Here is a 6,571-nt window from a genome sequence, read left to right as displayed (position 1 = left end):
CATCATCATTTTCCCAGTTCAGAAGGGGCATTTCCATTTCACGCGCGGCTTGATCCGGCTACTCGCATCGGTGGATCAAGGCTAAGTGAACACCTGCAGATCGTGCGGGCAGCGACGACGAATCGCAGCGGGTTCTTCCTCCGTGCCGAGACGATGCACGAGAACATGGCTTATCTCATGAACGTCGGTTCGATGCGTGGCCATCACTATGCGCAACGATCTCACGGTGAGATGTTCGTCGAGATGCTCACGGACCGGTTCATGGAGCTTGGGCTGTGGATCCTCGACCGCTGACTCTTCTTCAGCTCATCCGCGAACGCCAGCGGAAGGGACTGCAGACCGTCATGGCACCCACTCCCCCATCCTCGCCCGGGCCGACAATGCGAAGATCGTCGAGGTCGGCGACTGGGGACTGCGCGAATGCCGCTGGGAGAACCTCGACATGGTCGATCACTGGCGCCGGTTCCTCCACGACCCGCAGAGGTACCTGCGCTACCTCGACGACTGAGACGCCGATCAAGCCACCACTCGCGTCAATGACCGCATCTCAGCCGTCACCGCACCCGCCCCCGGGCCTACAGGCTCAGGCTCGGGTGCAGCTGAGTGAGCGTGACCATACGCTTGCGACTGCAGACCACGGTTGTGGCGACCAGGGAGAGCGCGGTCATCAGCAGCAGGACCACGGCCGCCTGGGCTGCGATGAACATGTCACCACCGGCAACGAGTGTGCGCAGACCGCTGACCGCGTGCGTCATCGGCAGGAACGGCGAGATGATCTGGAAGATCTTCGGTGCCGTCTCCACCGGATAGGTCCCGCCCGCCGAAGCGATCTGCAGCATCAGCAGGACCAGGGCAATCAGCCTGCCGACACCGCCCAAGGCCGCGACACACAACTGGTGCACGGAGTGGAAACACGCCGCCGCGAGCATCGAGAACAGCAGCGTCCACAGCCACGCTCCGGCCGAGAAGTCCAAGGTGAATGCGAGGATCGCATAGAGGACTGCGACTTGAGCGATACCGAAGAGGAGCCCGGGAACGTAGCCGGCCCAGGCGATGCGCGACGAAGTCGCCGATGAGAACAGCGCCCGATATGGAATGGCGTTGATGACCATATAGGTGATCATTCCGCCGATCCACAGAGCCAAGGAGACGAAGAACGCGGACAGTCCCTCGCCGTAGGCGTCGACCGCGTTGTCCTTGACCTTGTCTGCATCGACGGGAACAGCCACGACATCCGAACGGTTCTCCCGGTCCTTCTTGTCATAGGTCGGGATCTGCTCGAGTCCCTTCTGCAGACCATCGGCGAGTTCGCCGGAGCCGTCATCGAGTTTGTCCGCGCCCTTGTCGAGTTCGGTCGACCCGTCAACGAGCTGTTCCGAACCGTCCTTGAGATCACCGACTCCGTCCTTAGCCTTCGCCGTGCCGTCCTTGAGCTGGACGGCACCGTCATGGAGGTCACCGGCTCCCTTGGCGAGCTGTCCCGCACCTGCGTCGAGCTTGATCAGCCCGGAGTGGAGGTCGTCGGCACCGGTCGCGACCTTCTGCGCTCCGTCGTCGAGCTGACCGATCTTCTTATCGGCCGTGCGGATCTTGTCCATCGCCCCGTCGACCGCGTCGGTCAGCTTGTCCTCGAGGCTCTTGGCTTCTTCCTTGGCATCCGAGGCGCGCTTGTGCGCGGAATCGAGGTCCTCGCCGAGGCTGTCGGCATCCTCGGCGAGTTTCTGCACGTTCGGGTCGTCCGGATAGTCCTCCTGCAGCTGCTTGATCCGCTCGTCCATGTCCCCGCGCACGGTGGTCCGGGCATCGTCGAAGTCACCCTCGGCGCGCTCGAGCTTCGGCCGCGCCCCGTCGACGACGTCATCAGCCTTGCGTTTGACGTCCTCGGCCTTCTTCGTGGCTTCATCGGCGGTATCACGCAGCTCGGAGGTGCCGTCGGCGACCTGCCCGGCACCGTCGGCGAGTTTCTTCGAGCCGTTCTTCGCCTCGGTGGTGGATTTCGCCAGGGTATCGGCTCCGTCGGCGAGGTCGCCGCTGCCTTTCTTCAGCTCTCCCGCACCGTCGTCGAGGTCGATGAGTCCTGTCTGCAGCGTTCCGATTCCTTTGTCGAGCTTCGTCGTCCCGTCCACGAGCTCTCCGGTGCCGTCGTGGAGCTGGCCTGCTCCGTCGTGCAGTTCGGCCGCACCGTCTGCAGCCTTCTCCGTCTCGGAGTGGATATCGTTGAATCCGAGATACACCTGGTTGACGTACTCGGCGGTCGTCGTCTTACTCAGTCCGTCCTTGATCTCGGAGAGGATGGTCCCGGCCATCTGCCCGACGATGAAGTTATGGGCGTCGTCGGTGCGCAGCCGCAGCCCTGCTTGCTCCGGATCGTCACCGCCGGTCGACACGAGCTTCTCGGAGAAGTCCGAGGGGATCTCGAGGACCGCGAAGTACTTCCCTTCGGCCAGCCCCTCGTCGGCCTCTTCCTGGCTGGTCTCCTCCCAGTCGAATCCGCCTTCGCCCTTCGGCGTGATCTCGTCGACGAGTTCCTGACCGGCGTCGAGCTTCTCTCCGTCCGAGTCGGGCTTCTCGGCACCGGTGTCCTCGTTGACGATCGCTGCCTGCAGCTTGTCGAGGTGCCCGGCCGGGTCCCAGTTCGAGGCCAGGTACAGCCCGCCGTAGATCGACGGGATGACGATGATGACGATCATCGCCAAGCGCGTGATCGTGTGGCGTTTGAATCGTGAGAGTTCTAACCAGGGCAGGGAGAACATTCGGGAATCTCCTCGGATTCGTGTACGTGGGGCAGGAAGTTCAGTGTTTGGACCCGCGATGAGCGGGAGGGTGGGGCGGCAGTTCGAGGTCGACAATCGACGGCTCCGCGCGGGAGCCGAGCGACCTGGTGGCGATGTCGAGTTCGCTCGAGTCCTCGCAGGAGACGATGACCGTGAGCAGGTCCTCGGGATCCCGTGATCTGCGCAGCTGCTGGTAGATGAGGATCCCGGCCCAAGCGCGGGCTCGGTCGGCGGATTCGCGCAGGTAGTCGATGTTGTCGATGACGACGACAGGTTGGCGGCTGAGGCTTGCCAGCCCGAATTCGAGGAAGAATTTCTGCAGCTCGCTCAGCTCGGAGACGAATACCTCTCCGTCATCGTCGATGAGGAAGTCCGCGCGCTGGGCGTCCTGCTTCGAGAACGTCCCCGGCGGGAGTTCGTCGATCATCTCACCGGCCGTGGTGAAAGTGTCCCGGATGAGGCCGATGACCTCGCGCAATGTCGATTTCGACGCCCACGGCTTATACCAGGGCTGCAGCATGATCTGTCGTTCGGCGACGTGCTGAGCGACCGTGAAGTCGTCCTCAAGGTCCGTCAGCCCGGCGATATGTCCGACCGCAACCTGCCCGCGCACGGTGCGGGCCTGCTTGCGGATATCGATATCGCCGAGGCGGCCCTCCCCGTCCGAGACCCGCATCCTCGCAGCCAAGGACAGCAGGAAGGAGGTCTTCCCGCTGCCGGCGGGCCCGCGGACGACGGCGATGGCGCCGGTCGGCACCTCGAGGTCGATATCGGTGAACACATCGCCCTGTTTTCCGGACAGGGACCAACCGCGCAGCGAGACCGCTGGCGCGTCGATGTCGGCGTCCTCGGCGAGAGTGTCCGTTGTGCTCTCCATAGCCATCGCTCCCAGTCGTCTGTGCCCTTGTCGATCCGGTCTGTACCGGAGATCTCTGCACCGCGCAGGTAACTGCAGAATAAGCCACTACCGGCGCGCGGGAGCGTGGAGCGGGCGACTCCACGCGAAGTTACCCATTGGTAACTCCAATGAATTCTCTCATGAAAATGATGGGAGCGTGAGCCGAGAACGCTCAGATGTCGCGAATTGCACATCGGTTATCCGCGCAGAGGCCCTCGAGCGGACTCCTCGGGCGGCCGCACGGGTGGCTGCTCGGCGGGGATCGCAGCACGGCTCCGCAAGGCGGGAGCCGTAACGCGATGACAGAGGGCGGGGTCGTAGTATCGAACACGTCGATATCCCTCGACGCACGGCGACGAGAATGAGGAGCGAATGAGCACGGTCGATCGCAACCTCACCGGACTGCACAGACGGTGGGGACTGAGCCCGTCGACACTGGCACCCGGATGCTTCGCCTCGGTGATGGCCACCGGGATCGTGTCGATCGGTGCCGAGCTCGCAGGGTGGCATCTGCTGTCCGTGGGCCTGCTCTCTCAAAACAAAGCTTTTGACATACATTGCCCCGGCTTTTTGCTCGCGTCGAGACAGCATCCATTTGCACGCGCACGCGCGGGGAGCGAGCGTCGGTCGTCATGTCAGACCAGCCCAGTACGATTCGGACCATGAGCGCACCCGAATTCGATTCTGCATATGCGAAGCTCGATAGAGCACGTGAGCACCAGACGGCCCTCGCTGAGATCTGGAACGAGTACCTCGAACTGTCCCCATTCGACTTCTCACTTATCGATGACGGCCCCAAGAGATGGGTGTTGCGAGCGACTCAATCAGAACCGCTTCCCGAACGGATGTCAGTCATTTTCGGAGAATGGTTGTTCAATCTGCGCAGTGCACTTGATTCGCTAATCTGGGCCACGGCAGTCCATATGTCCCGGTCCGACCCTCCGCCCAAAGAGAGCGCCCTCCAGTACCCGATCTACGACACCGAGGAACAGTGGACGAGGAACCTGTACAGGCTCAAACCGCTCGCTGACCACCAAAGGGACATGCTCTATGCGATGCAACCGTTCAATACTGAGATTCCGGATGCGAATTTCCTCGGTTGGATCAATCGGCTAGCGAGGATTGACCGCCATCGGAGAATGACCATCGCCACCGCGAGGGTCGCTGAACTTAACCCCGTGGTGGAAGCCTCCCGAAACGATCCCCCTGCCCTGGAATGGGGAGAGCTGCAATTCCAAGACGGATATTGCGACCTGATTCGGTTGACAGTCCAGCACGGGGACGGCCCTATCCCAAAAGTCAATCCTCGTGCCGGTATCGATCCTGAGATCGCGGAGTGGGGCGATTCGCCATGGTGGAGCCGGAAGAGATTTTCGGACCGCCTCCACGTGATGGAGTTGTTTGTGAGGGCGGAGGTAGCAGTCTACGAGTATGACTGCACTGGACGTACGCGAGAATTCAACCCGACCACTGAAGAGTTCCGACAAGAGTCAGACAGGCGGAGAGCCTCGTCTACGCGTGCCCCTATTGCTAGACCCAGTCGCTCTGACGTCACCTGGTCGAAAGCAACCGGTAGAAAAGCCAGTACGGTTTCGAAATTTCTCGGCGAGGATTTCCCGAGTCACGGTCCGGGCGAAGTTGAGCCTCGGTGAATCGCAAACATCAGTGAGAGCGAAACCTTCCCTCCTGCCGTCAGCATCCCCGGTCGCCCGACTGCCCTAACATTAAATCCTCCACCACTGATGATTGGAATTTACTAATGGCTCCGAACCCAAAACGCGAGATGGATATTGTAGATGCGGCAAACTCTCTCAAAACCCTCTTTCTAGCTCAGAACTTGACTATGACGGCCATGCTCCTCCCGGGTAGCCCAGTTCTCCAGGCGTATCACGAGATGCTCGGATCACCGCCAGATTCAGATCTTCCTATCGATCTCATGAAACGGGATACGGACGAGGGGCTCCGTTTTTCAGCAAAGCAAGCCTTCGATTATGTTCAAAAACTACCAAGTTTGAAAGTACAGAAGAACATACTTGCGGGTCCAATGCTTTCCGGGGCACTCACAATCGGCAACCTGTTAATCGATGGAAGCCTCATCGACCCCACGGACCCCCTCACACAGTTCGCAAAACATTTCAGGAACGCAGCCGCACACGGCGACAAGTGGCATTTCGACGCCAAGGAGCCTCGATATCCGGCACATACAGCCAATGTAAAATTGGATCGTTCATTTCAGAACCGTCGCGCCACCTTCGAAACGGTCGGCCCCTACGAATACTTCACATACCTCGACGAAATAGTGGTTTTTGCAGGAAGAATGGCGGTGGAGAAGGCAGTTACAATCGCGTACCGCAACCGTGCAAACAAGAACCCGGCAGAACTCCACGCCAGCCTGGAAAGAGAATTTGAGGCGAGGGGAATTAAGTACTCAGATCCGTCTATTCAAACAAATATAGCGTTCTATTCCTCGCAGATTTTTAACGGAATAAACCCCAAGGTTCGAGTGACACCTAAGGAATATCCTCTTTTAGACTCCGAGCATTAAGCGTTCAACCCACACACCAGAGTCAGGCCCGGAGCCGAGATTCGAAGTCCCNGACTTGCTGCCTGCTCCGACCGGCCGCAGGGGCCGGCCCTTCGCTGATGCCCGCCAGATGGTCGAGGGCATCATCTACCGCTACCGATGCGGGATCGCCTGGCGGGACCTGCCCGAGACGTTCGGCAAGTGGCAGACGGTATGGACCTGGCATCGCCGGATGGCCGACGACGGCACCTGGGACACCGCGCTGGCCCGCTTGACCGCTCACGCTGACGCGGCCGGCCAGCTCGACTGGTCGCTGTCGGTGGACTCCACGATCGCGCGTGCTCATCAACACGCAACGAACATCACGCGCCTAAA

Annotated in this window: 6 protein-coding genes and 1 pseudogene; 5 read left to right on the top strand and 2 right to left on the bottom strand. The window is 60.8% G+C overall.

The features are described 5' to 3' along the window. Together ABD883_RS07785 and ABD883_RS07780 are read left to right on the top strand one after the other, a co-directional pair. Positions 1–294, top strand: a pseudogene (locus ABD883_RS07785) (hypothetical protein); the annotation flags it as partial. Continuing rightward, positions 269–508 carry a hypothetical protein gene (locus ABD883_RS07780; RefSeq protein ID WP_180964851.1) on the top strand — a complete coding sequence of 80 codons (240 nt, stop codon included), beginning with the start codon at positions 269–271 and terminating at the stop codon, positions 506–508. The pseudogene ABD883_RS07785 and the gene ABD883_RS07780, both read left to right, overlap by 26 nt. Before the next feature lie 67 nt (positions 509–575). Here the strand turns inward: ABD883_RS07780 and ABD883_RS07775 are convergent, their stop codons facing one another. Together ABD883_RS07775 and ABD883_RS07770 are read right to left on the bottom strand one after the other, a co-directional pair. After that, positions 576–2,849, bottom strand: coding sequence for a YhgE/Pip family protein (locus tag ABD883_RS07775; protein WP_345031188.1), 2,274 nt, complete (start codon positions 2,847–2,849; stop codon positions 576–578). Then, a complete protein-coding gene (locus ABD883_RS07770; protein ID WP_265809450.1) occupies positions 2,794–3,651 on the bottom strand; it encodes an ATP-binding cassette domain-containing protein in 858 nt (285 codons plus the stop codon). Before ABD883_RS07770 ends, ABD883_RS07775 begins: the two co-directional genes overlap by 56 nt. Positions 3,652–4,334: 683 nt before the next feature. Between ABD883_RS07770 and ABD883_RS07765 the strand changes: the two genes are divergently transcribed. The 3 genes from ABD883_RS07765 to ABD883_RS07755 all read left to right on the top strand — a co-directional run. Beyond that, complete coding sequence (locus ABD883_RS07765; protein ID WP_345031185.1) at positions 4,335–5,324, top strand: hypothetical protein; 990 nt, start codon at positions 4,335–4,337, stop codon at positions 5,322–5,324. 107 nt (positions 5,325–5,431) lie between these two features. Then, positions 5,432–6,217, top strand: coding sequence for a hypothetical protein (locus ABD883_RS07760; RefSeq protein WP_345031183.1), 786 nt, complete (start codon positions 5,432–5,434; stop codon positions 6,215–6,217). A gap of 55 nt (positions 6,218–6,272) precedes the next feature. Next, positions 6,273–6,571 (top strand): transposase (locus tag ABD883_RS07755; RefSeq protein ID WP_425548424.1); only part of this gene is annotated, 299 nt, incomplete at its 3' end.

The sequence above is a fragment of the Brevibacterium pityocampae genome (genome assembly GCF_039541555.1).
In the GTDB taxonomy this organism is placed as follows: domain Bacteria; phylum Actinomycetota; class Actinomycetes; order Actinomycetales; family Brevibacteriaceae; genus Brevibacterium; species Brevibacterium pityocampae.
The sequence above is the reverse complement of the archived record's forward strand: the minus strand, read 5'-3'. Positions and strand labels throughout refer to the sequence as shown.

Coding starts and splice junctions, on each gene's coding strand:
- ABD883_RS07765 (WP_345031185.1), top strand. CDS start 4,335: ATGAGCGCACCCGAATTCGATTCTGCATATGCGAAGCTCGATAGAGCA.
- ABD883_RS07760 (WP_345031183.1), top strand. CDS start 5,432: ATGGCTCCGAACCCAAAACGCGAGATGGATATTGTAGATGCGGCAAAC.
- ABD883_RS07770 (WP_265809450.1), bottom strand. CDS start 3,651: ATGGAGAGCACAACGGACACTCTCGCCGAGGACGCCGACATCGACGCG.